The sequence below is a fragment of the Synechococcus sp. R55.4 genome, assembly GCF_047461935.1.
Classification (GTDB): Bacteria; Cyanobacteriota; Cyanobacteriia; order Thermostichales; family Thermostichaceae; genus Thermostichus.
Genome location: NZ_JANSIF010000006.1, coordinates 61,086 through 80,714, shown reverse-complemented (window position 1 = coordinate 80,714; position 19,629 = coordinate 61,086). Strand labels below are relative to the sequence as shown.

20 protein-coding genes are annotated in these 19,629 nt (G+C 59.8%); 11 read left to right on the top strand and 9 right to left on the bottom strand.

The features are described 5' to 3' along the window. Positions 1-55 precede the first annotated feature (55 nt). Positions 56-658, bottom strand: a complete 603-nt coding sequence (locus tag NW842_RS02755; RefSeq protein ID WP_414375410.1) for an aldo/keto reductase — start codon at positions 656-658, stop codon at positions 56-58. A gap of 230 nt (positions 659-888) precedes the next feature. Here NW842_RS02755 and NW842_RS02750 point away from each other — a divergent pair, with 230 nt between their 5' ends. Further along, the gene (locus NW842_RS02750; protein ID WP_414375412.1) at positions 889-1,416 is read left to right on the top strand and encodes a hypothetical protein; all 528 of its coding nucleotides are present in this window, start codon (positions 889-891) and stop codon (positions 1,414-1,416) included. Between the two features lie 42 nt (positions 1,417-1,458). Continuing rightward, positions 1,459-3,093, top strand: coding sequence for a CTP synthase (locus tag NW842_RS02745; protein ID WP_414375414.1), 1,635 nt, complete (start codon positions 1,459-1,461; stop codon positions 3,091-3,093). 121 nt (positions 3,094-3,214) lie between these two features. Here NW842_RS02745 and NW842_RS02740 read toward each other — a convergent pair whose 3' ends face one another. Then, on the bottom strand, positions 3,215-4,177 hold the full coding sequence (locus NW842_RS02740) for an RNA polymerase sigma factor RpoD/SigA (RefSeq protein ID WP_011433091.1): 963 nt from the start codon (positions 4,175-4,177) through the stop codon (positions 3,215-3,217). A gap of 278 nt (positions 4,178-4,455) precedes the next feature. Here NW842_RS02740 and NW842_RS02735 point away from each other — a divergent pair, with 278 nt between their 5' ends. The 5 genes from NW842_RS02735 to NW842_RS02715 all read left to right on the top strand — a co-directional run bounded on the left by NW842_RS02735 (position 4,456) and on the right by NW842_RS02715 (position 8,960). Beyond that, complete coding sequence (locus NW842_RS02735; RefSeq protein WP_041437321.1) at positions 4,456-4,641, top strand: DUF2256 domain-containing protein; 186 nt, start codon at positions 4,456-4,458, stop codon at positions 4,639-4,641. A gap of 49 nt (positions 4,642-4,690) precedes the next feature. Next, entirely contained in the window at positions 4,691-5,167 is a 477-nt protein-coding gene (locus NW842_RS02730) for a phosphate-starvation-inducible PsiE family protein (protein ID WP_414356708.1), read from the top strand. 221 nt (positions 5,168-5,388) lie between these two features. After that, entirely contained in the window at positions 5,389-5,868 is a 480-nt protein-coding gene (locus NW842_RS02725; RefSeq protein WP_011433087.1) for a peptidylprolyl isomerase, read from the top strand. A 110-nt stretch (positions 5,869-5,978) separates the two neighbouring features. Next, positions 5,979-7,253 carry a gas vesicle protein GvpJ gene (gene gvpJ, locus NW842_RS02720; protein ID WP_414375416.1) on the top strand — a complete coding sequence of 425 codons (1,275 nt, stop codon included), beginning with the start codon at positions 5,979-5,981 and terminating at the stop codon, positions 7,251-7,253. A 123-nt stretch (positions 7,254-7,376) separates the two neighbouring features. After that, positions 7,377-8,960 carry an NAD(P)H-quinone oxidoreductase subunit N gene (locus NW842_RS02715; protein WP_414375424.1) on the top strand — a complete coding sequence of 528 codons (1,584 nt, stop codon included), beginning with the start codon at positions 7,377-7,379 and terminating at the stop codon, positions 8,958-8,960. A gap of 123 nt (positions 8,961-9,083) precedes the next feature. On the opposite strand, the gene NW842_RS02710 is transcribed toward NW842_RS02715, so the two are convergent. The 7 genes from NW842_RS02710 to NW842_RS02680 form a co-directional block, all read right to left on the bottom strand. Further along, the gene (locus tag NW842_RS02710) at positions 9,084-10,316 is read right to left on the bottom strand and encodes an ABC transporter substrate-binding protein (protein ID WP_414375417.1); all 1,233 of its coding nucleotides are present in this window, start codon (positions 10,314-10,316) and stop codon (positions 9,084-9,086) included. Between the two features lie 211 nt (positions 10,317-10,527). Continuing rightward, positions 10,528-11,097, bottom strand: coding sequence for a photosystem I assembly protein Ycf4 (locus NW842_RS02705; RefSeq protein ID WP_414375418.1), 570 nt, complete (start codon positions 11,095-11,097; stop codon positions 10,528-10,530). A 320-nt stretch (positions 11,098-11,417) separates the two neighbouring features. Next, on the bottom strand, positions 11,418-12,485 hold the full coding sequence (locus tag NW842_RS02700) for an S-layer homology domain-containing protein (protein WP_414375419.1): 1,068 nt from the start codon (positions 12,483-12,485) through the stop codon (positions 11,418-11,420). A 35-nt stretch (positions 12,486-12,520) separates the two neighbouring features. Continuing rightward, complete coding sequence (locus tag NW842_RS02695; RefSeq protein WP_414357902.1) at positions 12,521-12,835, bottom strand: DUF3181 family protein; 315 nt, start codon at positions 12,833-12,835, stop codon at positions 12,521-12,523. Positions 12,836-12,900: 65 nt separating this feature from the next. Next, positions 12,901-13,530, bottom strand: coding sequence for a hypothetical protein (locus NW842_RS02690; RefSeq protein WP_414375420.1), 630 nt, complete (start codon positions 13,528-13,530; stop codon positions 12,901-12,903). 35 nt (positions 13,531-13,565) lie between these two features. Next, entirely contained in the window at positions 13,566-14,156 is a 591-nt protein-coding gene (locus tag NW842_RS02685; protein ID WP_414417419.1) for an anti-sigma factor family protein, read from the bottom strand. Next, on the bottom strand, positions 14,153-14,815 hold the full coding sequence (locus NW842_RS02680; protein WP_414343224.1) for a sigma-70 family RNA polymerase sigma factor: 663 nt from the start codon (positions 14,813-14,815) through the stop codon (positions 14,153-14,155). Before NW842_RS02680 ends, NW842_RS02685 begins: the two co-directional genes overlap by 4 nt. Positions 14,816-15,091: 276 nt before the next feature. Here NW842_RS02680 and NW842_RS02675 point away from each other — a divergent pair, with 276 nt between their 5' ends. The 4 genes from NW842_RS02675 to NW842_RS02660 all read left to right on the top strand — a co-directional run bounded on the left by NW842_RS02675 (position 15,092) and on the right by NW842_RS02660 (position 19,608). Continuing rightward, positions 15,092-15,799 (top strand): Crp/Fnr family transcriptional regulator, encoded by a 708-nt coding sequence (locus NW842_RS02675; RefSeq protein WP_414373342.1) that lies wholly within the window; start codon positions 15,092-15,094, stop codon positions 15,797-15,799. A 125-nt stretch (positions 15,800-15,924) separates the two neighbouring features. Then, the gene (locus NW842_RS02670) at positions 15,925-16,338 is read left to right on the top strand and encodes a DUF427 domain-containing protein (protein WP_414417418.1); all 414 of its coding nucleotides are present in this window, start codon (positions 15,925-15,927) and stop codon (positions 16,336-16,338) included. A gap of 128 nt (positions 16,339-16,466) precedes the next feature. Continuing rightward, entirely contained in the window at positions 16,467-18,545 is a 2,079-nt protein-coding gene (locus NW842_RS02665; RefSeq protein ID WP_414417417.1) for an SH3 domain-containing protein, read from the top strand. Positions 18,546-18,624: 79 nt separating this feature from the next. Next, the gene (locus NW842_RS02660; RefSeq protein ID WP_414373348.1) at positions 18,625-19,608 is read left to right on the top strand and encodes an energy-coupling factor transporter transmembrane component T family protein; all 984 of its coding nucleotides are present in this window, start codon (positions 18,625-18,627) and stop codon (positions 19,606-19,608) included. Positions 19,609-19,629 lie beyond the last annotated feature (21 nt).

Sequence of the window (19,629 nt, the reverse complement as noted above, 5' to 3'; positions counted from 1 at the left end):
TGGTAGTAATCCGTACTGAACATATTATACATTATTTTCAGTATAGTTGAGCTTATTATTGACTAGAGTCATGCTCTCGACAGTAGGGCAAGACCTCTGCTTCAATCTGCCGCTCGAACAGGTTGTAGGGGGGCTGGGCGGTGTGCAGAGGAGCCACCTGGCGAAACCGATCCATCTGTTCGGGGGAAAAGTTGCTGACCCCAATGGCGCGGATCTTGCCTTCCTGCAGCAACTGCCCCAGAAACGCCGCCGTTTCTTCGATCGGTTCCAAGGGATCCGGCCAATGAATTTGGTAGAGATCGATCACATCTGTTTGCAAGCGGCGCAGAGAATCCTCCAGTTCTTGGGCCAAGCGAGGCAGGCTGGAGTTGCGCACCACTTTGTTGTTTGTCCACTCCAGTCCCGCTTTGGTGGCGAGAACCACCCGATCGCGGCAACCTGAGTCTTTGATCGCTTGCCCCAGCACTTCCTCCGAAACACCCAGTCCGTAGATGGGAGCGGTGTCGAAGGTGGTTATGCCCAAATCAATGGCTTTGCGAATCGTGGTGTAAGATTCCTGGCGGTCGGAAGGGCCCCACCAGCCGCCGCCCATCGCCCAAGTGCCCAGGCCCACCCGGCTCAACCTTAGCCCTGCATCTGCGAGGGTGACGAACTCCATGGCTGCTCCTGCTGAACCCCGATCCTCCCACTGTGGCCAGGGATCCTCTCCAAAAATCTAGCAGACATTGCTGACAGCAGCCGAGGTTGCGTGAACGACCCAAGCCTGTGACCGGGGTTGGAAGGAGAGGAGAGGCTTTTGACTCTGCTGTTGTAAGGAACTGAATCGATAGGATCCCATTCAAGAGCTGCAGCGTCTCTCAACCCAGAACTTTTGCGAGGAATGGCTCCATGAAGCCCACTTTTCTTGTCTCTACTGTCAGCTCCGTCGGTATGGCTCTCCTGTGGGGATCCCTTCTGGTTGGAAGGGCTGCCCAAGCGCAGGTGATCACCCCTCTTTTCCCCTCTGGAACTCCCATCCCCGTCGAACCCTTGCCCCCCAGCCCGGACATTCCCACCCTGCCCATTGTGCCGGATCCCCGGCCTGTGCCGGCAACCCCTGCTCCCCAGCGACCGCTGCCCAGGGGGAGTTTTGAGGAGATCAGCCGCTACTTCCGCGATCTCAACCGCGCCAAAAACCTGGCCCGCCAAGCTGCCGAGATCGCCAATGGGGGCCTGCAGCGCTATCGCGCCGAAGCTTCCATGCACGGGGCAGCCATTGACTCGCCGTTTGAAGAGTTTGAAGATGCTTGGATCTTCACCTTCCGGGGGGGAGAGCCCGGCTTTGTCCAGCCCAGCATTGAAACCCAGGTGCGGGTGGACAGGCGCACCTTTCAAACCACCATCCTCTACAACGGCCCCATCCGCTCTCTGCGCTAAGGGATCCCTGGCATAATCAAAAAAAGGCAAGGGATCCAAGCTATGACCAAGTTTGTCTTCGTCACGGGCGGAGTGGTCTCCAGCATCGGCAAAGGCATTGTAGCGGCTAGCTTGGGTCGCCTGCTCAAATCCCGCAACTACACGGTGTCGATTTTGAAGCTGGATCCCTATATCAATGTGGATCCCGGCACCATGAGTCCCTACCAGCATGGAGAAGTGTTCGTCACCGACGACGGCGCCGAGACCGACCTGGACTTGGGCCACTACGAGCGCTTCACTGACACCAACATGTCTAAGCTCAACAACGTTACCACCGGCTCCATCTACCAGGCCGTGATCCACAAAGAGCGGCGCGGCGATTACCAGGGCAGCACGGTGCAGGTGATCCCCCATGTTACCCAAGAGATTAAAGAGCGCATCCGGCGGGTGGCCCGCGAGACCAACCCCGACGTGGTGCTGGTGGAGGTGGGGGGCACGGTGGGGGATATCGAGTCTCTGCCCTTTTTGGAGGCCATTCGCCAATTTCGCAAGGACGTGGGCCGCGCCAATGTCGCCTATGTGCATGTCACCCTGGTGCCCCTGATCAAAGCGGCAGGGGAGATGAAAACCAAGCCCACCCAGCACTCGGTGAAGGAGCTGCGCTCTATTGGTATCCAGCCGGACGTGTTGGTGTGCCGCTGCGAACAGCCATTGCCCCGCGGGATCAAGGAGAAGATCTCCGAGTTTTGCGATGTGCCGGTGGAATGTGTGATTCAGGCTCAGGATGCCCCCAGCATCTACGATGTGCCTTTGGTGCTCGAGCAGGAGGGGTTGGCGCAGCGGGTTTTGGAGATTCTCAACTTGGATCCGCAGCAGCCAGATCTACGGGAGTGGGAGCTCCTGGTGCAGCGGCTGCACCACCCCCAAGAGCAGGTGGAGATTGCCATTGTCGGCAAATACGTGCGCCTTACAGATGCCTATCTTTCCGTGGCCGAGGCCCTGCGCCATGCTGGGCTAGCCCTCAATGCCGGTGTCACCCTGCGCTGGATCTCTTCTGAGGAAGTCGAGGAGCGGGGGCCGGAAGCCCTACTGGCTGGTGTGGATGGGGTAGTGGTGCCAGGGGGGTTTGGCAATCGCGGCATCGAGGGCAAGGTGGCTACCATCCGCTACGTGCGCGAGCAAGGCATTCCCTTCCTAGGGCTGTGTCTGGGCATGCAGTGCGCGGTGATCGACTGGGGATGTCACATTGCCCACCTGGAGCGGGCCAATAGCTATGAGTTTGATCCTGATACCCCCCACCCTGTCATCAGCCTGCTGCCGGAGCAGAAAGATGTGGAAGATCTGGGAGGAACCCTGCGGCTGGGCCTCTATCCCTGTCGCATCATGCCCAATACCCTAGCGGCCAAGCTCTACGGTGAGGCCATCATCTACGAGCGGCACCGCCATCGCTATGAGTTTAACAATGCCTACCGCAGCCTTTTTCTGGACTCTGGTTATATCATCAGCGGAGTCTCGCCGGATAACCGCTTGGTGGAGATTATCGAGCTGCCCAGCCACCCCTTTTTCATCGCCACCCAGTTCCATCCGGAGTTTCGCTCCCGCCCCAACCGCCCCCACCCCCTCTTTTTGGGATTGATCGAAGCTGCCCTGCGCAGCCGCCCTCGGCCTCACCCCCTGCAGTTGCAGAACATCGGCTAGTGGACAGATCCCTTGTCCAAAAGTGGGGGCACGCCTCTGGTCCTGGTTCTGCAGAGCTTTGCTGAACATAAACTGCTGCGGAATCCTGGGTTTCGCCTGTGGAGCAGCCGTGGCCTACTGCCTAAAACGAGGTCATCCAGTCCGCCAAAATTTCCTGTCGGCGTGGATGGCGCAGTTTGCGCATGGCTCGTGCTTGAATTTGTCGGACGCGCTCCCGAGAGAGGCCGAAGAGCTGACCAATTTCGGAGAGAGTGTGCAGGTGGCCATCTTTCAGCCCATAGCGGAGCTTGAGGATTTCTTGCTCTCGGGGGCTGAGCTGCTCCAGCATTTCTTCCAGTTGGGCAGACAGCAGGTGCAAGTCCATTTGCGATTCGGGAGTGAGGCTGTTGGCGTCCTCGATAAGCTGCATCAGCTCCCTATCCTCCTCTTTGCCAACTGGAGTATGTAGCGAAAGGGTTTGGCGACCGGCTTCCAAGAGGGTTAAGAGAGCGTCCAGCTTGTCGGGGGAAATCTCCAGAGCTTCGGCAATTTCCGCTTGGGTGGGGCGACGGTTTAGGGTCTCGGTCAGCTCCCGCCGGATCCGCTTCACCTGGTTGAGCTTTTCTACCATATGCACCGGGATCCGCACCAGGCGCCCCTGATTGGCAACGGCGCGGGTGATCCCTTGGCGAATCCACCAGTAGGCGTAGGTGGAAAACTTGTAGCCGCGTTCGTACTCAAATTTTTCTGCGGCTCGGATCAGGCCAATGGTGCCTTCTTGAATCAGATCCAGAAACGGCACACCGCGATTTAAGTACTTTTTGGCAATCGAGACCACCAGGCGCAGGTTGGCCCTAACCAATTCCCGTTTCGCCCGTTCCCCGGCGGCTCCCCCCTCTGCAATCAGCCGTCCCAATTTCACTTCCTGCTCGGCATTGAGGAGTGGGTAGCGAGCCATTTCCCGCAAAAATACGCCCACTGAGTCTTCCGAAAGCGAGGCTTGGGTCGCTCGGTTGCCGGGTTTGCTGAGCCGTACCTCAACCCGCTTCAGTGGAGGAGGAGAGTTCTGAACAGCTACATTCGTCCCATTTGGTTGAGATTTCATACAAACTCAAGCTCAAGTTCACAAGCGGGTGTTAAGAACTTTACTCAGTACAGGATGGAGGCGGCTAACCTTTCAGCAAACCCAACTTCCTTCAGGGATCCCTGCAGACACAGGGCAGAGATCTCGCCGGATTTCAAGAGGCTACTCGATTTCTCTAGGTTCAGACTTCAGCTTTTGCTAAGGTGGGGCGCAGACTAAACACTTCCGTGATGGTAACGGTCAGCATCCGGTAGGATTGTTAAACTGACTACAGAGTTGACCTTGTTTTGCAGTGCACCATGCCACGCCAACGGAAGAAATCGGATTTGCCCAGCAAGATTTGTCTCACCTGTCAGCGACCCTTCACCTGGCGCAAAAAGTGGGCCGACTGTTGGTCGGAGGTGAAATACTGTTCTGAGCGGTGTCGCAATCATCGCCCCAAGGGATCCCTGCCTGCTTCCCGGCAAGACGGTTGGGACGGATAATGTTGTCTCAGGATCAGGACATAAGGGTTTGGATCTGTCGGGGTTGGCGATGCGGTTTCTCAAGTGGCTGTTGCACAATCCCCACGAGACAGAAGAGGAGGATCCCTTTTTGCGGGCCATCACCCGCCTGGAAAGCCTGATCTCGAAGCTACTGTCAATTTTGATGATCGGGCTAATCACAGTAGCAGTGGTGGACTTGGCCCGGTTCTTGGTGGCAGATTTGTTGACCGAGCCAACTGGGTTTTTCTCCACCACTTTAATCGAGATCTTCGGCCTCTTTTTAAATATTCTGATTGCGCTGGAAATTCTGGAGAACATTACCGCCTACTTGCAAAAGCAGGTGGTGCAGGTGGAGCTGGTGATCGTCACCTCTTTGATTGCGGTGGCCCGCAAGATCATCATTTTCGATTTCGAGAAGCTGGGGGGGTTGGAGCTCATTGGCTTGGGGGCAGCGACGTTGGCCCTCTCGGTAAGTTATTGGCTGGTGCGGCGGGCCAAGTCTCCATCCAAGTCCGGGGAAGATTAAGCTCGGACAGAATCCTGGTACGATGGGGATGGAGCTTTCCTGCAAGAAACGTGCGTGCGCGATCTAAGTTGGCCAGCCTGGTGAAGTTAGCTGTGCTGATGGTGGTGCTTTGGGTGGGGTTGAGTGCTCTCCCTGTTTTGGCCCGCCCGCATTCTTCTCGCGATTTGCTCCTGGCACAACACTTGGGCAAACCCGTGAAAACCTACAACAATCCCCCCCCGATGGTGATCGACCCGGCCAAGTCCTACACGGCCACGATGGAGACCACCGCCGGCACAATGGTTCTGGAGCTGTTCCCGCAAGAAGCTCCCCTCGCCGTCAACAATTTCGTCTTTTTGGCCAACGACCACTTCTACGATGGTGTCATCTTTCACCGCGTGATTCGGGGCTTCATGATCCAAGGTGGGGATCCCACGGGCACGGGGCGGGGTGGGCCGGGGTACCGCTTTCCCGATGAGCCGGTGCAACGTCCCTACAGCCGCGGCACTTTGGCGATGGCCAATGCTGGCCCCAACACCAACGGCAGCCAGTTTTTTATCATGCACGCCGACTATCCGCTGCCTCCCAACTACACGATCTTCGGGCAATTGATCGAGGGAGAGGATGTGTTGGATAAAATTGCAACGGCTCCCACCGGCCCCCAGGATCGCCCGCTGAATCCAGTGGAGATCCAGTCCGTTCGTATCTCGGAATCCAATTAGGTTGGGCCACTCCGGTGGAACAGTTTGGTTGAATTAACTTGGCCTCTGGCCCCATTTTTGCAACTTGCCCTCAGGGGGACTCAGGTATGGAGTTCGCTAGGCCCCGGCGAATGTCCCCCCGCATTCTGGTTCTGGATTTTGATGGTGTGCTCTGCGATGGGCGGGCGGAGTATTTTGCCTCTTCCTGCCGCGTTTGTGCTCAGGTGTGGGGCTTGGCTCCTGCTCAGCTAGAGCCGCTGCGTCCTGCTTTTGACCGTCTGCGCCCGCTGATCGAGACCGGCTGGGAGATGCCTCTGTTGTTGTGGGGGCTACAGGAAGGGATCCGGGAGGAGGACTTGCGCCAAGACTGGCCGGGCTGGCGTCAGCAGTTGTTGCAGCAGTCAGGGATCCCTGCCCTCTCTCTAATCCAAGCGTTGGATCGGGTGCGGGATCGTTGGATTGAAGAGGATCTGCAGGGGTGGCTGGGGCTACACCGCTTTTATCCGGGGGTGGCGGCTTGGCTACGCCAGGTTCAGGCTGCAGGGGAGCCGCGCTTGGCCATCCTCAGCACCAAAGAGGGACGGTTCATCCAGCAGCTCTTGGGCCGAGCAGGGATCCAACTGCCACGCCACCGCATTCTGGGCAAGGAGGTGCGCGCCCCCAAGGCCACCACTTTACAGCGGCTACTGGCTGCCGCCCAACTGCCGGCTGAGGAGCTGTGGTTTGTGGAGGATCGCCTGCAAACGCTGCGCCAGGTGCAGAGGGTGCCGGAGCTGGAGCAGGTTCTCTTGTTTTTGGCCGACTGGGGCTACAACCTACCAGAGGAAAGGGAAGAGGCCGCTCGGGATCCCCGTCTCCATTTGCTCAGCCTGGAACAGCTTTGCCAGCCCTTTGACCGTTGGATTGCCCCTTCTCCCCCGCCGCGCTTTTCTATCAGTCCCGCCAGCTCGGAAGACTTGAGCCAGGCTCGGCCCACCCCTGGCCGGAAACGCCCGGAAGCCGGTTTGGCCTCTCTGGTGCTGACCTTGGTGGAGCTGTTGCGGCAGTTGATGGAGGCGCAGGTGGTGCGGCAAATGGAGGCCGAGCGCCTTTCTGCAGAGCAGATTGAGCGGGCCGGCAGCAGCCTACAAGCCTTGCGGGAGCAAATTCGACAAATCTGCAGCCTGTTGGAGATCGACCCAGCGGATTTGAACCTGGAGCTCGGAGATCTGGGCACCCTCCTGCCCCGCCAGGGGGACTACTACCCCGGACAACCCCACCGCGAGGGATCCCTGCTGGAACTGTTGGATCGGCTGATCCACACCGGCATCGTCGTCGATGGCGAGATCGACTTGGGGCTGGCGGACTTGGACCTGATCCACGCCCGCCTGAAGCTGGTGCTCACCTCCAGCGCCAAGCTCTACTGAGCCCGTGGATTGAGAGTGCTGATGGAGACGATTGGGAGAAGAGATGCCGGAAGCGGAAAGAGAGACCGGAAATCGCGGTATGCTGGCTGTGGATCCCCTTCATCTGTCTTCATGTCTTCCCCTATGGATGTCTTTGCCCCAACCGGAAACCTGTATGCCGGTGCCATTTGGCCAGAAGTGGTGGTTACCCTCACCCTCTTGCTCGTCTTGGTGGTGGATTTGGTCGGTGGTTCGGCGGCGCGCAAAAGTCTTCCGGCCCTCTCCATCTTTGGCTTGATCGGGGCCTTGGTGACCTTGGTGTTGCAATGGCAGCAGCCCCAGTTGGAGAGCTTCTTGGGCAGCTTTGCAGCGGATCCCGTCAGCATTCTCTTCCGTGGCCTGGTGGTGGGGACGGCGGTACTGGCCGTGATGATGGCGGAGCGCTACATCTCTCAGTCCGGAGCGCCCACAGGCGAGTTTTATGTGTTGCTGCTCACGGCCACCTTGGGGGGCATGTTCCTCTCCGGGGCGACGGACTTGATCCTAGTGTTTGTATCTTTAGAAACGCTGGGCATCGCCAGCTACCTGATGGCCGGCTATACCAAGCGGGATCCCCGTTCTTCGGAGGCAGCCCTGAAATATCTCTTGATCGGGGCCAGCAGCACGGCCATTTTCCTCTACGGCATGTCCCTACTCTATGGCCTTTCGGGCGGGCAAACGAAGCTGGAAGCCATCGCCTCATCCATGGGGGATGCCGGTTTGGCAGGGATCATCGCTTTGGTGCTCTGCATTGGTGGTATCGGGTTTAAGTTGGCGGCAGTGCCCTTTCACCAGTGGACTCCTGATGTCTACGAGGGATCCCCAACGCCGGTGGTGGCCTTTTTGTCGGTGGGATCCAAAGCGGCAGGCTTTGCCTTGGCGGTGCGCTTTCTGGCCACCGTGTTTCCGGCCATGACGGAAGAGTGGCGGGCGGTGCTCTCGGTGCTGGCCATTTTGACCATGGTGCTGGGGAACGTGGTGGCGATTGCCCAAACCCGCCTCAAACGGCTGCTGGCCTATTCTTCCATCGGTCAGGCGGGCTTTGTTTTGATCGGCTTGGTGGCGGGCACTGAGGCCGGCTATGCCAGCTTGATCTTCTACTTGATGGTCTATTTGGTCATGAACTTGGGGGCCTTTTTGTGCATCACCCTGTTCAGCCTGAAGACCGGCACCGACGAAATCAACGAGTACAGCGGCCTCTACCAGAAGGATCCCTTCCTCACCCTGTGCTTGAGCATTTGTCTGCTCTCGTTGGGTGGATTGCCCCCTCTGGCGGGCTTCTTCGGCAAGCTGTATCTGTTCTGGGCCGGTTGGCAGGCGGGGGCCTATACCTTGGTGTTGGTGGGGTTGGTCACCAGCGTCATCTCCATCTACTACTACGTGCGGGTGGTGAAAACCATCGTGGTGAAAGAGCCGCAGGAGATGTCGGTTTCGGTGCGGAATTACCCCGAGACCAACTGGCAGGCGGAAGGCATGCAGGCTCTGCGGGTGGGCCTGGTGTTCACTTTGGTGGCCACCATCTTTGCCGGGATCCTCTCCAATCCCCTCTTTACCCTCTCCATCCAGGCAGTGGAGCAAAGCCCGTTCTTGGGGTTCCCAGCCGCACAAGCCTTCCTTCCAGAGTCGGCAAGACTTCAGGTGGCAGTCGAGGGATCCCTGGGTGCGTCTGCTCAGACTGGCGAAGCATAGTTTTTGGGATTCTCTCTGCCTCGAAGTTTTGGAAAGCAGTGCTGGGCAGCGCGTGGGGCTAGCTCCTCAGGGCCGAGGGTCTGTCTCCCCAGAGGGATCCGGGATCCCTTCAAGGTCGGCCTATTAGCGCCCACCGATCACAGCGATGTAGTTGGTCACCCATTCGTAGTAGGGCACGCAATCCATACGTCCATCGCCACAATCGGCCACAGGAGTTTTCCAGAAGAAGATGCGCTCAAAATTGTCGATGCCATTGGTCTTGCATCCCTCTGGCCCCAGCAGCTCGCTGGCCTGACAAGCGGCGGGCACCACCGGCACCGAGCCAAACCAAGCCGCCAGATCCCCCTGCACCTTCGGGTTCAGAGAATGTTCCATCCACAGGTAGGCACAGTTGGGGTGTTTGACAGTGGCGCTGAGCATGGTTGTATCTGCCCAGCCGGTGGCTCCCTCTTCCGGTATCACACTGGCGACAGGTTGACCTTCGGATCGCAACAGATTGACCTGGAAGGGCCAAGAGCTGGAGGCCACTACCCCTTCGTTGACAAAGTCATCCACCTGCACCGCCGCATCGTGCCAGTAGCGTCCAACCAGTTGCCGCTGCTGTCGCAATAGAGCTAGAGCAGCATTGAACTGTTCGCGGGTCAGCTCGTAGGGATCCGTGATGCCCAATTCTGGGCGGTGGGCCTTCAGGTAGAGGGCGGCATCGGCAATGTAGATGGAGCCATCGTAGGCTTGGATGCGGCCCTTGTTGGATTTGCCGTCTGGCAGGATTTTTTCTTCAAACACCACATCCCAACTGGTGGGGGGTTCCGGGAAAACCTTTGTGTTGTACATCAACACGTTGGATCCCCATTGATAGGGCACGCCGTAATGCTTGCCATCCACGGTATGCCAGGGAGCATCCCGCAGGCGCGGGTCGATGGTCTCCCAACTGGGGATCAGGCGGGGGTTAATCTGCTGTACCCGTTCCCCTTTGATCAGGCGTAGGGTGGCATCGCCGGAGGCCGTCACCAGATCAAAGCCGCCCTCATTCATCAGGGCTACCATCTCATCGGAGGTTGCCGCCACCTTAACGCTGACTTGGCAGCCGGTTTCTTTCTCAAACTCGGTCACCCAGTCATAGGCGGGATCCGTTTCTCCCCGTTCGATATAGCCTGCCCAGGCCACAATCGAGACCGCCCCCTCTGGGCGGCCCAAGCGATACAGGGGCCCGCGAGCAGCATGGGCGGAATGGGAGGTCAGCAGCAGCGTGAGCAAGGCCAAGCCCAATGAGAGCAGAAGAGTTAGCCAGAGGCGAAACAGAATAGACCCCAGCTTCTTGGCCTGTAGGGGAATGAAGGGGTTCAGGTTGGCCATCACAGGCTTCTCCCAGGCAACAACTGCGCTGGCATCAAGGGTAGATCATTCCTCGAAGAGATCCCGCTACATTGAAAACAATCTCGACAACTCTCTATTCGACTCCACAGTTCTGGATCCCCCTCAATGGTTTCACTGTTGCCCAAGGATGGGATTCCGTCTCGCTCAAGCGACCAGCAGGGCGGGGTCAAAGCAATGGCACCGCAGGGAATCAAATGCCCTCTAGGCTGACGTTGAGAAAGCGGGCGATCTCGGCTGCTTGGTTTTCGATCTCCATCAGGGGGGGAGGCTGGCCCACTCCGGTGAGGGGGATGTCACCACGTCCTTTCACCCGCAAGTAAATGGCTCGGCGGGGGTTAAGCCCCTCTCTCAGCTCCACCCGCAGGCTCTGCACCTCGGCAAAGTCATACTCCAGGCGGACTTCACGGTTTTTGCCCGGAAAGCCTCGCCGTACCAGAGTTATCTTCTGCGTGCGCCGGTCGAACTCGTTGTAGCCGCCCCCCAGGTTCCAATACAAACTCAACCATTGGTACAGTCCCGCCAGGGATCCCAGCACCCCGTAAAAGAGCATGGCAATGCCTTGGGGAATAAACACCAGGCTGGCGGGATCGGAAAAGGGGAGCAAATTGCGGTGGAGATAGCTGGAAAGGCCAGCCAAGGCAAAACCCAGCCCTCCTCCCGTCAGCGCCACCGCCCAAAAGTACACGCTGGGCCGCCGCGACCCAATCACGGTGTAGCGCAGCAAATCGTCAGAACGGATTTCAGGAACAATGGCGGACACAGTTGGGATCCCTGCGGGTTTTCCAAGGTTGGCTTCTCTCATTTTATTAGGTGGCAAGGGCTCTCCCCGGCAGAGGGGCGCTCAGGGGACTGTCAAGAGCCAATGCTGCCCAGGGAATGGCGACGGAAGTGCTCTGCGCTGCACAGCCCTCACTGCTAGCCGCTTTCTCGAAAGGAAAAGGAGCTGGGGAGCGATGGAACGAGCCGTTGGGTTGCCCCTTGCAATGACTGTAGCAGGGATCCCTGCTGGGGTTCTGAGGCGTTCTATCTGCTGACAGAGCCCAACAGCATACGCCAATGGGATCCTCGCTCACTTCAGGGTTAGGGCTTACCCGGCGTGACGATCCTACCCTCTCCTGGGGCGACTTCCGGGGGGTTGGGTCGGGTCTGCCCAGGGGGCTCATCAGCAGCATCCGAGGGAGAGGCAGGGGTGGGATCCGGCTCGGGAGAAGCCGTCTGCTCCGGTTCTGCGGCAGGGGGAGAAGGCTGAGGCTCAGGGGTTGGGTCTGGCAGGGCTGGCGGCTGGGGTAGGGCGTCTTGGGCCGTTCGTTCCCCAAAAGCCGACAGGGCGATGGCGGCTTCCCCGCGGCTAACCGGCTCGAAGGGGTTGAAGGTGCGGATGGGGCCAAAGGTGCGCAGCACGGTGGAGGCATTCTCTAGGCTGCGATCGGCTACCAGAGCAGGAATGGCTTCAGGAGGAATTTGCGCCGCATCGGTGAACCCCCAGCGCTCCTCCAGCTCCGCTCGGGATCCCTTGATCTGGCCGGGAGGTAAGTCCAGGGGCACCTTCATGCGGATTAACTCCGCCCGGGACAGCAGGCTGTTGGGGCGAAACTCTCGATTGGCATCTCCGGCAATTATGCCGGCAGCTCCCAGGGCTTGAATGTAGCGAAAGTTGGGATCCTCTTCCGGCACATCCAAAAAGAGGGGGCGTTCCGAGGGGGATCCCAGGCGGATTTGCCGGCTGGGCTCATCGGCGTGGATGGCGTTGTTGGCCAACACCAGCCAACGGGCAAATTCTCCGCGACGAACGCTGCGCTGCGGCTGAAATTCGCTGCTGGAGATATCGGCAAAAACTCCCAGCCGATCCAGGTATCCCACCGAACGAGCCACCAGAGATCCGGGCTCCAAGTCTGTAAAGCGGCTGCTGTCCTGGCTGGGCAGAGGTGAAGAGGGGGCGGGAGCAGTGGGGATCGAGATAGAGGGTGGGATGGATCCCGGCGAAGGTTGAGGCGAGGGAGGTGCCAGCGGCTCAGATTGGGCTGTGGGCGGGCCCACTGGGCGTACAGCGCGCTCCAGCCGTTCTCCCCACTCGGTTCCCTGACAGGCCGACAACAGCCAGAGCAGCGGAATAAGGCTGCCGAGCTTGAGCCAGGGGCCAGGCCGCATAGGTTTAGACTGATGATGCACCGCTCTACCTTTCTCTATTGGGCCCATTTGCGGCTGAACTCCTCCAGCACGTCCAGCAGGTTAAGCAGGCTTTGCATCGGCAGGAGATCGGCCAGAGGCAATTCTTTGCGCCCACCCCCCACTTTCACCGGGATCCCTTGCAAGATCTCCGTGACGGCGTCCTCATCCACCTTGCCTGCCATCACCTGGGGTGCCAGTCGCTCCGCCAAAAGAGTATGCAGATGGGCGTCGCGCAGGTAAAGATGCCAGCGGGCTACATCGATGTAAACTTCCTTGCCAATGGCAGCGGCCAATTGCTCAATTTCTGGGTTGCTGGGCACTTTGGCCATCCCTCAGCTCCGTTGGTGGTTGCGTCTGCCCCTCCCTCAGATCATAACCCGAACCCAAGGACTCCTCAGGGAGGGCTGGCAGCAGAGCGGTCGGGTAGAGGTAGGGCGAAGTTCTCTTGCAGCTGCCGCAGCATCAACAGGTGTTCCAGAGCTAGGCGATCCCGTTCTGTCCGCAACTGGCTCAGTTGGGCCTGAATTTGGCGGATATCGGCCTCGTCGGAGTCCCAGGTTTGCAAAAGGCGGTAGAGGCGCTCTTGTTGGTTGGCAATTTGCCGGTTTAGGCGGGCTAGACGGCGGCTGAACTCCACATCCATTTCCTCTGCCAGCTCGGGATCCGGCAGCAGGGCCAAGCGATCCCAATGGATGCCCAGGTCGGCCAAGCTTGGCGGGGGCGGATCCAACTCCTTGAGAAGGGGGAAGTCCGGAAAGGGCGATAGCTCCGTCTTGGGAGGGGCCCATTGGTTTTGATCGGGGGCAGGGGTGAGACGGGATCCGGGTGAAGGCAGGTTTGTGGGCTGGGGGGCAGGCTCCTGTCCACTGGGAGAGGAGTGCAACTGCTTCGGACTCCGTCCCGCCGGCGCGGACGGCGTTGCCAGATGGCTACTGCTGGGATCTGCCTGGGCCGACAGGGATCCCAGACTGCATAGCCAAAGGCAGACTCCTAGCCCACAAGCCCAGCGAACTGCTTTTTCCACCCTGCGCTCCTCAGTCTTTCTCAAGCCTGCTCAGGTCATTCCCAGCCCACCTCGGCCCTGGTCGCGTTGGCGGGGCGAGATCCACGGTTGGGGATTGTCTCAAACAAAATCGAGTAGGCATCTTGTTTTTGCCCCGCCTCGAAAAGATAGCGTTGGGCAACACGAGCAGAGGCAGGCACGATGGCCACGCGCACCGGCGGATCTTCCAGCGATACCAAAGGCTGGGGATGAGACCAACGCCATCCCACCCAGCCCGCCCCTGCCAAGGCCACTACAGCCGCTGCCACCCGTCCCCAAGGGGTGCCCTTACGTTGCCGCCAGCCCAGGTCGAGCATTGGCCGCCGATCCAGCTCAGCGAACACACGGCTGATCAACAGCTCCGTCTGGGTGGAGTTCAAGGTTGGGGCCTTGAGGTTGGCCAAACCGGCCTGTAAAGCTGCCAGTTGGCTGTACAGTTGCCGCGCTTGGGGATCGCTGGCCAGCCAATCTTCCACCTGCCGCGCTTCCTGGGACGACAATTCCCCGTCCAGGTAGGCGCTCAACTGTTCAAAGCGCTCATCCACCACCGGCAGCTCTTGCTGGGGATCCCTGGGGTCGGGGTTGGGGTTGCCGCGAACCATGGTCATTCACCATTAAGGTAGGGTTTTAGGGTGGATTGTAGGCGGGCGCGGGCGCGCGCAATGCGAGACTTAACAGTGCCCAAAGACACCCCTGTGATCTCGGCAATTTCCTCATAAGCCATTCCCTGAATTTCCCGCAGCAGGATTGTCTGGCGAAAGGCCTGCGGCAGGTCGCGGACGGCTTGGTGCAATCGCTCGTAGAACTCGCAGGTGGCGAGGTGCTCATGGGGGCTGGGGCTCTCGCTGGGCAGCTCCCACTCCATCTCGCTATCCCGCATCTGAATCGGCGCATCCAGAGAAAGGGGCTGCTGCTGCCGTTTGCGCTTGCGCAGCTCGTCGTAAAACAGGTTGGTGGCAATCCGCCCCAGCCAACTGCGAAATTTCGCCGGCTCCTGTAGGCGTTTCAGGTGGCGGTAGGCCCGGATCCAAACTTCCTGGGCCAAGTCATGCCGGTCCTGCCAGTCCGGGGCAAGATGATAGAGCACCTTGTCCACATGGGCCTGATGGCGACGCATCAACTCGGCAAAAGCCTCCCGATGGGGCTGGGATCCCTGCTGACAGATCAGCACCAGATCCACATCAGCGAGCTTTTCGGGCCGCACAGGCACGTTCTTCACCAAGACCGACCAGCGCTGGCCACTGATGTCGCTGAGGGCAGCATCCATAGGCATCCATAGGTTGTAACAACAGCAACAGCGGAGGGATCCCCTCCCAGACAGAACCTCTGTTGCCCAGACGAAATGGCAGAGTTTGGGTTCCCCCCACCCTCAACCGCAGGGTAGCTCTAGAGGCTCTGAGGGCCATACCGGCAAGACTCCACAGCAAGACCACCTCCTCACTAGATCTTGGCGCACATGGCGGGGTGGTGGATTGCAGGATAGCTCTTGAGTTGGTAACTGGGCTACAGTGGGCTTGCGGTATGGTGAAACGTCCGACCCGCCATGGCTTCCGATGCTCCTGTTGCCGTCCTCTCCGAGCTCAAGGCGGTACCCATGTTGGCCGAACTTTCGGCAACGTCCTTGCAATGGTTGGGATCCCAGGTCAAGCTGCGGGATATCCCGGCGGGACAGGCCCTCTTCATGCAAGATGCCTGGGGCAGCGTAGTTTATCTGATCCTCGCCGGCTGGGCTAAGGTGCGGCGGGCTTTGCGGGCGCAAGACAGCACCAAAACCCTTGCCTTGCTGGGGCCGGGCGCTTGGGTGGGGGAAATGGCGGTACTGGACGAAGCTCCCCGCTCGCGAGATGTGCTGGCCCTAACCCCGCTGCGGGTGGCCGGGATCCCGGCGGCAACCTTCAAAGCGCTGATGTTGCGGGAGCCGCAACTGTGTTACCAGCTGGCCTGCAGCCTCTCCCGTCGCCTGCGCCTGGCCAACTTGCAGGCGGATCTTGACCAGCAGAGCCCCCCGCTGCGAGTGGTGCATACGCTGGTGCAACTGGCGGAAGCTTTTGGCGAGAAGACCGCCCAGGGGATGCGCATTGTCTACCCTCCCCCCCAGGATTTGGCCGATCTCAGCCAGGTTAGCCGAGAGACAGCCACGGCGGTGCTAAGCCGTCTGCAGCAGCAGGGAGTTATTCAGCCTTTGCCGGAGCAACAGTCTTTGCTGCTGATCCAGTACGCCAAACTGGTAGAGGCCACCCGTCTGCTTTAGATATTGAAGATATTGACCTATGTCTCCCCAACCGATTTCTCCCCATCCAGGACAAGAATCTGTCTGGGACTATCCGCGCCCACCTCGTCTGGAGCCCACCACAGAACTGGTGGAAGTTCTCTTCAATGGCGAGCTCATTGCCCAAAGTCAATGGCGAGCTCATTGCCCAAAGCCGCCGTTGCTACCGCGTCCTGGAAACCAACCACCCGCCCACCTACTACATTCCCCCCACCGACGTTCGACTGCAGTATCTCCGCCCCAGCTCTCGCACCTCTTTCTGTGAGTTCAAAGGGGCTGCCTGCTACTGGACAGTTCAGGTCGGATCCCAAACAGCCGTAGATGCCGCCTGGAGCTATCCGGATCCCAGCCCGGCGTTTTTGCCCATCCGCGACTACCTTGCCTTTTATCCAGGCCGTGTGCAGGAGTGCCGGGTAGGTGGAGAACGAGTCCGGCCTCAACCCGGAGATTTCTACGGCGGTTGGATCACCTCAAAGGTCGTAGGCCCTTTCAAAGGAGAGCCGGGTAGCTGGAACTGGTAGGGGCGGAGCAGCGATTCCCGAGGGGGGATCCCTTTTACCCACGAAAAGGACTACAGTTAAGTCGATGCGGGTAAGTTGTCCAAGGACTCCGTCCCGCTGGCACGAACAGGAGAGCGCGGACAAAAACCATGACGGTGCGGGTGCCCCTCGACTACTATCGGGTTTTGATGCTGTCGGCACGGGCAGATGAGCATCAGATTGAGCAGGCATACCGGGAGCGAATCGATCTCAAGCCGGGCGAGCGCTCCTGGCTGCTGGAGTTCTCGCCACAGGCTGTGGAAGCTCGCGCTCAAATGATCCAAGAGGCAGCTTCTGTGCTGCTTAACCCTGAGGCACGGCGAAACTACGACGAACATCTCATGCCGGTGGATCCCACCTTAACGGTGGAGGAAACACGCTTGCCGGGAGTGCTGTGCTTGTATTGCGAAGCCGGAGAATACCAAGCTGCCTTGGACTTGGCTCAACATATGCTGGAGCAGGGCCACCCTGCTCGTTCCGATGCCATTTTGGCGCGGGCCATCGCTCGTCTGACACTGGGTCGAGAAGCCTGGCAACAGGGATCCTATGAAGAGGCGGCGCGTTCCCTACAGGCGGGCTTGGCGGAGCTGGAGGAGTATCAGGCCTTTCCGCAGATGCAAGCGGAGATCCGTATCGATTTGGGCAAGCTGCGTCCCTATCGCATTTTGCAACTCCTCAGCCAAAGTGCTCCCGCCCAAGCTGGAAGACACACCGCTGATGGGAACGGGGAGCGACAGCAGGGACTGGCTCTCCTCAAAGCCATGCTGGACGAACGGGGCGGCATCGAGGGGATGGGGCAAGATGGCTCTGGCCTCAGCACCGAAGATTTCCTGCGCTTTATCCAACGGGTACGTCGCCACCTCACCCTCAAAGAACAGCAGGAGTTGTTCGAGCGGGAGGCTGAGCGTCCCTCGATGGTGGCCGCCTACTTGGCCGTGCAGGTGTTGCTGGCGGCAGGTTATCTGGAAAACCGCCCGGCTCTGGTGCGGCGTGCTCGCGGCTACCTGGCTCGTCTGGCGCAGCGGCAGGATGTGCATCTGGAGCAGGCCATCTGTAGTCTGTTGCTGGGGCAGACCGAAGACGCGCTCGCCCATCTGCGCTCCACCCAAGAAGTAGAGGCCTTGCAGTTTATCGAAGAACACTCCGCCGGTTCTCCCGACCATCTGCCGGGTCTGTGCCGCTTCACAGAAAAATGGTTTCAGGAGGAGGTGTTCCCGGAATTTCGCGGTCTGGAAGCCGCCCAAGTGACGTTGCAAGCCTACTTCGACAACCCCCAAGTACAAGCTTACCTGGACGAAATGCCCAGCCGCGAAGACCCGCCGGCAGGGATGCTCTCTCCCAGTGCTCCGCACCGCTGTCGCGAACAAGCCCCCCATCCCCCACCTCATTTGCCTGCCGTGGTGGGTCCTGAGCCAACCCAGGAATTGTATCGCCCACCCGCCCCTTGGCAACAGGGGGTGCCAGAACCCCCGCGCCTCTCGGATTTGCCCTCTTACCGCAGCACCCCCAAAGCAGGCGTCTCTTCTCTTGCCGATGAGAGTTCTAGTGCTCCGCACCGCTGTCGCGAACGCGCCCAAGACCGTTCCCCTCAGCGGGACGGAGTCCAGGGCCTAAGGTCCGCTGGCGCGATCGGTTTGCAGGATGTGGAGCGTTACCGCCGCAGCCGCTTGGGGGGCCGTAAGCGTCCTACCTTTCCCGCTGGCGTTCGTTTGGGCTCCGCACCGCTGGCGCGAATGGCCGGGGTGGTCGGTGTGGGCATCCTCTCCCTATTGGTCATCTGGCAAATGCTGCGGGGCCTGTTCACGCCGCCACCGGCACCGCCGCTGGAGCAGCCCCAGGTGCAAATTGAGCAGCCGCCGGTTGACATATCGCCACGCGACGCTTTCGCGAACAACAATCCCGGCCAGACAGAACCCGCTCCCCCGCCTGAGCTAACTGGCCCTCTGGCGGAGTGGCAAGGAGTACAACAGGTGCGGGTGATCTCCAACGATGGCATCAACATTCGCCAGCAACCCAGCCTGACAGGAGCCATTGTCGGGACAGCCCCACGCCAAGCCCTGCTGCGGGTGGTAGAGGTGCAGGCCGGTGAGGGACAAGTGCCCGTCTGGCTGCGCATCGAGCGAGATGGGGCTCCGGGGGGATGGGTCGCTGCCCAGTCGGGCTCTACCCGTCTGGTGGAACGGCCCTAGCTCTCCCTTGCTGCCAGCCGTTATTGCTCCGCAGTGCTGTCGCGACCAGGGGGTATAGCCTGCTTCCTTCTCAACTGTTGTGGATATTCTGCGCAATGCCCCGTTAGGGATTTATCTGGAAGAGCCTCGCACCTGGCTACATTGCCTGGATCCGCGGGTTAAGCTGGCCTGGCTGCTCAGCTTTCTCCTCAGCCCCATTTTGGCCGGCAATGGTTGGCGCTTAGCCGTGGTGGTGGCTCTTCTGCTGCTAACTGTGGCGGCCCGTCTGCCGCGCCGGGTTTGGTCGGGCCAACTCTCCCTGGTGCTGGCCCTGAGCCTGCTCACCTTTGGGATCACCAGCTTGGCGCCGGATGGATTGGGGGTTTTTCCCCAACCGCAACGGCAGGATATGCAGGTGGTGGGCTATGGGCTGACCGGGATCCCCGCTGTTCCCGTTAGCGGTGCAGGGCACTTCGACTTGGCCGTAGAACAGGGATCCCCAGACCGTGCCTGGCGGGAGCAAACCCGTGCTTGGCAAACCCCTTACCGCTACCGCCTTGTTCAATTTTCCCTGTTGGGGCGAACCTTTCAGGTCTCCCGCCGTTCTCTATCGGTGGCGCTGCGGCTGGGCACCCTCATTTTTACGTTGCTCTACGCCACCCATTTGTTTTTGTTGACCACGGCCCCCGAAGAAATTGCCGAAGGGATCGGCCAATTGTTGCAGCCTCTCCGACGTTGGAGCTGGCCGATTGCCGAAGTGATTCTCACCCTCACCTTGGCGCTACGCTTTCTGCCTCTGGTGATGGAAGAGGTGCAAAACTTGACGCGGGCGGTGCGAACTCGGGATGTGCGCTGGGGATCCCTGAGTTTCCGGGGCGGGATCCAAACCCTGCTGGCTTTGGTGGAGCGCTTTTTTGAAAACTTGCTCCTGCGTGCGGAACAGACGGCCATGGCGATGCAAGCCCGTGGGCTGACCGGCCCAGACCATCCCCTGCGCTGGCACCGCCTACAACTGCGGCGGCTGGATCGCGGCCTACTGGCTCTACTGCCCCTGTTTTGGCTGCTCAGAACCTTGTCCCCCTAAGGTGACCGGCAACACAGCTTT

Bases quoted from the DNA above. Each gene is read 5' to 3' on its own strand.
- NW842_RS02755 (WP_414375410.1), bottom strand. From the start codon at position 658: ATGGAGTTCGTCACCCTCGCAGATGCAGGGCTAAGGTTGAGCCGGGTG.
- NW842_RS02750 (WP_414375412.1), top strand. From the start codon at position 889: ATGAAGCCCACTTTTCTTGTCTCTACTGTCAGCTCCGTCGGTATGGCT.
- NW842_RS02745 (WP_414375414.1), top strand. From the start codon at position 1,459: ATGACCAAGTTTGTCTTCGTCACGGGCGGAGTGGTCTCCAGCATCGGC.
- NW842_RS02740 (WP_011433091.1), bottom strand. From the start codon at position 4,177: ATGAAATCTCAACCAAATGGGACGAATGTAGCTGTTCAGAACTCTCCT.
- NW842_RS02735 (WP_041437321.1), top strand. From the start codon at position 4,456: ATGCCACGCCAACGGAAGAAATCGGATTTGCCCAGCAAGATTTGTCTC.
- NW842_RS02730 (WP_414356708.1), top strand. From the start codon at position 4,691: ATGCGGTTTCTCAAGTGGCTGTTGCACAATCCCCACGAGACAGAAGAG.
- NW842_RS02725 (WP_011433087.1), top strand. From the start codon at position 5,389: ATGGTGATCGACCCGGCCAAGTCCTACACGGCCACGATGGAGACCACC.
- gvpJ (WP_414375416.1), top strand. From the start codon at position 5,979: ATGTCCCCCCGCATTCTGGTTCTGGATTTTGATGGTGTGCTCTGCGAT.
- NW842_RS02715 (WP_414375424.1), top strand. From the start codon at position 7,377: ATGGATGTCTTTGCCCCAACCGGAAACCTGTATGCCGGTGCCATTTGG.
- NW842_RS02710 (WP_414375417.1), bottom strand. From the start codon at position 10,316: ATGGCCAACCTGAACCCCTTCATTCCCCTACAGGCCAAGAAGCTGGGG.
- NW842_RS02700 (WP_414375419.1), bottom strand. From the start codon at position 12,485: ATGCGGCCTGGCCCCTGGCTCAAGCTCGGCAGCCTTATTCCGCTGCTC.
- NW842_RS02695 (WP_414357902.1), bottom strand. From the start codon at position 12,835: ATGGCCAAAGTGCCCAGCAACCCAGAAATTGAGCAATTGGCCGCTGCC.
- NW842_RS02685 (WP_414417419.1), bottom strand. From the start codon at position 14,156: ATGACCATGGTTCGCGGCAACCCCAACCCCGACCCCAGGGATCCCCAG.
- NW842_RS02680 (WP_414343224.1), bottom strand. From the start codon at position 14,815: ATGGATGCTGCCCTCAGCGACATCAGTGGCCAGCGCTGGTCGGTCTTG.
- NW842_RS02675 (WP_414373342.1), top strand. From the start codon at position 15,092: ATGGCTTCCGATGCTCCTGTTGCCGTCCTCTCCGAGCTCAAGGCGGTA.
- NW842_RS02670 (WP_414417418.1), top strand. From the start codon at position 15,925: ATGGCGAGCTCATTGCCCAAAGTCAATGGCGAGCTCATTGCCCAAAGC.
- NW842_RS02665 (WP_414417417.1), top strand. From the start codon at position 16,467: ATGACGGTGCGGGTGCCCCTCGACTACTATCGGGTTTTGATGCTGTCG.